Here is a 2,859-nt window from a genome sequence, read left to right as displayed (position 1 = left end):
GCTGTAGATCGCTCCCTTCGCCTTACGTGGGTCGGGAATTTCGCCGAGCATCGCGAGCAGGCTGGAGATGTCGAGCTGCTCGCAATCGACAGGCTCGTTGGACATGCAGGGGTCAGGCTGGCATGATGTCACGTGGTGGCCTTCTGTCTTGGGGGTTTGTTTGGTGGTACTTACATTGTCCCAAGCGGAAGGCCACTTCTTTCTCAACGGGGAGCCTGCATCCCGTCAAGCATTTCCAGATAATCGCGTGCCCAGTGACGCCAAATGCGCCGTCGAATCACGGTCGGCGCCAGGTCAAGTTGCTATGGCACGAATCCACGACGAGCTTTAGCGACAATCAATCGCCCATCGGATGCCCAGAAGTGATCACCAGGCAGGCTACCAACAGCTACCAACTATGACGCTGCGCTACCTCGCCGGAGCCCTGGCCGTAAGCGCTGGGTGATCCGCTGGAAGGGCGCGCTCAACGCCTTCGACGTCGCGTTCGACGGCCGGCTCACCGCAGGCCGCAGGTAGTCCGATTCGCCACAGTTGCACCGGTAACTTTACAGACCCGGAACGAGCGGGCGTGCCGCCCGGCTTGGCATAAGGTCCACGGAGGGGCTGTCAGTCTTCGGTCGAAGAGAACGGGCGGTCAGCGACATGCCGACGGTGGTCTGCGTCGGATGCGGCGCCGAAGTGTCGGACGTATCCGGGCCTGTCCATGCCTACATGTGTTCCTCCCCGGGGTGCTGGCAGCTGTACGGCGAGGTGACCGCTCAGAACCTGGCCCAAGCGGAGCTGAGGCTGGCCTTGGACTGCTATGCGGCACAGCACCCCGGAGGGGCGGAGCACGAGCTGCGGCAGCGCCAGTCCGTGGCAGTGCACCTGACGTCGCTGTGTCTGCATATCGAGGAGCGGCTGCCGGCGGCGCAGCTGATGACGCGGTTAAACAGGATGAGCCGTACTGTCCTGCCGCTTCTGGGCGCGAGTGCCTGGCCCTATCTGCCTCCGCCGGAGCGAATGGGCGACATGACCGTAGCCGATGTCCGTTCCGTGGCCCCTGAACAGCGCGCCGCCTGCCTCGGCGACTGGGCCGAGGCCGTGTGGCGGTCCTGGTCGGCCCAACACGAGACAGTGCGTGGCTGGGCGCGACTGGCACTGAAAGGCAGGTGAAAGCCGAATGATGGGCTTTTCGGCGGGGCCGGCGCGGGNCTGCCCCGGCTGCGGGCTCATGTTGCNGGAGCCACCGGAGCAGATACCCGGCCAGGCGGCGGCGGCTTCGGCCGGGTGCTGGTTGCTGTACACGGAGATGCTCGGCCGGTCCTACAACGACCCCGCCCGCTACTCCTCCCACCAGCTGCTGGTCGACAGTTACACCGCGCAGCACGTCGACTGGTCGCAGCCGCGTCGGGTGCAGGGCCTGTCCATCTGCCTGATGACGCTGTGTCTGTTCCTGGAGGACGGGGCCGACCCGAGGGAAGGACCGCGCCTGCACCGGCGCATGGTCGCCCGACCGGTGTTCCNCCCCTTGGNCCTCGNCCCCGTACTGCTCCACGGCCGGATGACAATCGCCGNCCTCGCCCCCGCCGATGATGCCGGCGAGTACGAGACCCTGCTCAGAGCTTGGGCGGCGCAGGTGTGGGGCGCCTGGGCTGCCCACCACACCACAATCAGGGGCTGGATCGAGGAGGCCCTCCCCTGAAGACAACGAGTCCTCGACCCCCCCGTACCACTCACTCCTGGAGCTCAGCGACCCTGAGTAGGAGCTGCTGGGCGACGTCCCGCTGCTCCACGCCACTGTCCTCGGCGATGACCGCGACCGCCAAGGCCGCGAAGCGCAGCATGCCGACCCAGGGTCCGGGCGGATCCGGTATCTGCCGGATGCACGCCGCCACGCTTTTCTCGTCATCCGCCAGAAAATGCGTCAGGGCCGCGCCAGCCAGCTGAGTCGCGAGTCGATTGCGCTCGAGCCGGTCTTCGATACCCAATGCCATCCTGTCTCCCCGCGTTGGTTCCGCCGGCCGCGGCCCACTTCAACCGGTGACCTTTATTCCCATGGAGCGCGCCGTTCCAGCCACTATCTTTTCCGCCGCTTCCATCGAATCGACGTTGAGGTCGGGCAGTTTGACCTTGGCGATTTCACGGAGCTGGCTGACGGTGACCGCACCAGCGTGCTCGGCATGCGGCCTCGGACTGCCCTTGCGGACACCCGCGGCCTGGAGCAGCAGACTGGTCGTGGCGGGCGACTTGACGGAGAGCTCGAAGGAGCGGTCCTCGAAGATCGAAACATCTGCCGAGACCTGCAGCCCGTGGTGGATCGCCGAGGCTTCGTTGAACTCCTTCATCACCCCGACGATGTTGACGCCATAGGTACCGAGAGCCTGGCCAATCTTGGCGACGTTGGCGTTTCCACCCTCCTGCTGGATTCGCACGACGGCGGAGAGTTTCTTCTTAGCGGGCATCCCAAGTTCCTTCTCGGCGAGTCTCTTATCGTAAACTAATGGCGATCCATCGGGGACTATATGACTCATCCCGGCCGTGCGCAAGGAAGTCGAGTTCAACTCAAGGATCACTTGAAAGTGTCTGAGGAAAGAGTGAAGAAAAGCCGTTCCACCAAGGAGTCAGATGTACTGTTCGATTATTCTGTGGGACCTGTCCAGATCCGATCAGACGGTTGCTTCCCTCCGGGACTACCTCCGCGACTATGCCGTTGAGGCGTATTCCCAGGTCAAGGGGCTGCGTCAGAAGTTGTGGATCTCCAACACGGGTCCGGAGGGAGAGTCCCAGGGTGACCCGCAAAGTCATTGATGCAGGTCAGCGGGGTTGTCGAGAGTGAGGATGGCCAGGAGCAGGGCGTTGTCGTGTCGGATTCTGCGG

4 protein-coding genes are annotated in these 2,859 nt (G+C 64.0%); 2 read left to right on the top strand and 2 right to left on the bottom strand.

Features of this window, described 5'->3' with window-relative positions:
• Positions 1 to 642 precede the first annotated feature (642 nt).
• Positions 643 to 1,155 carry a DUF5946 family protein gene (locus ALLO2_RS22835; RefSeq protein ID WP_011438483.1) on the top strand — a complete coding sequence of 171 codons (513 nt, stop codon included), beginning with the start codon at positions 643 to 645 and terminating at the stop codon, positions 1,153 to 1,155.
• Positions 1,156 to 1,162: 7 nt separating this feature from the next.
• On the top strand, positions 1,163 to 1,684 hold the full coding sequence (locus tag ALLO2_RS22830) for a DUF5946 family protein (RefSeq protein ID WP_051875541.1): 522 nt from the start codon (positions 1,163 to 1,165) through the stop codon (positions 1,682 to 1,684).
• A gap of 31 nt (positions 1,685 to 1,715) precedes the next feature.
• On the opposite strand, the gene ALLO2_RS22825 is transcribed toward ALLO2_RS22830, so the two are convergent.
• Together ALLO2_RS22825 and ALLO2_RS22820 are read right to left on the bottom strand one after the other, a co-directional pair.
• The gene (locus tag ALLO2_RS22825; RefSeq protein WP_011438481.1) at positions 1,716 to 1,976 is read right to left on the bottom strand and encodes a hypothetical protein; all 261 of its coding nucleotides are present in this window, start codon (positions 1,974 to 1,976) and stop codon (positions 1,716 to 1,718) included.
• A gap of 39 nt (positions 1,977 to 2,015) precedes the next feature.
• Complete coding sequence (locus tag ALLO2_RS22820) at positions 2,016 to 2,444, bottom strand: 50S ribosomal protein L11 (protein WP_023842267.1); 429 nt, start codon at positions 2,442 to 2,444, stop codon at positions 2,016 to 2,018.
• Positions 2,445 to 2,859: the final 415 nt, after the last annotated feature.

The organism is Frankia sp. Allo2, assembly GCF_000733325.1.
GTDB lineage: Bacteria > Actinomycetota > Actinomycetes > Frankiales > Frankiaceae > Frankia > Frankia casuarinae.
This window is presented reverse-complemented; position numbering and strand designations above follow the sequence as displayed.

Bases quoted from the DNA above. Each gene is read 5' to 3' on its own strand.
- ALLO2_RS22835 (WP_011438483.1), top strand. From the start codon at position 643: ATGCCGACGGTGGTCTGCGTCGGATGCGGCGCCGAAGTGTCGGACGTA.
- ALLO2_RS22825 (WP_011438481.1), bottom strand. From the start codon at position 1,976: ATGGCATTGGGTATCGAAGACCGGCTCGAGCGCAATCGACTCGCGACT.
- ALLO2_RS22820 (WP_023842267.1), bottom strand. From the start codon at position 2,444: ATGCCCGCTAAGAAGAAACTCTCCGCCGTCGTGCGAATCCAGCAGGAG.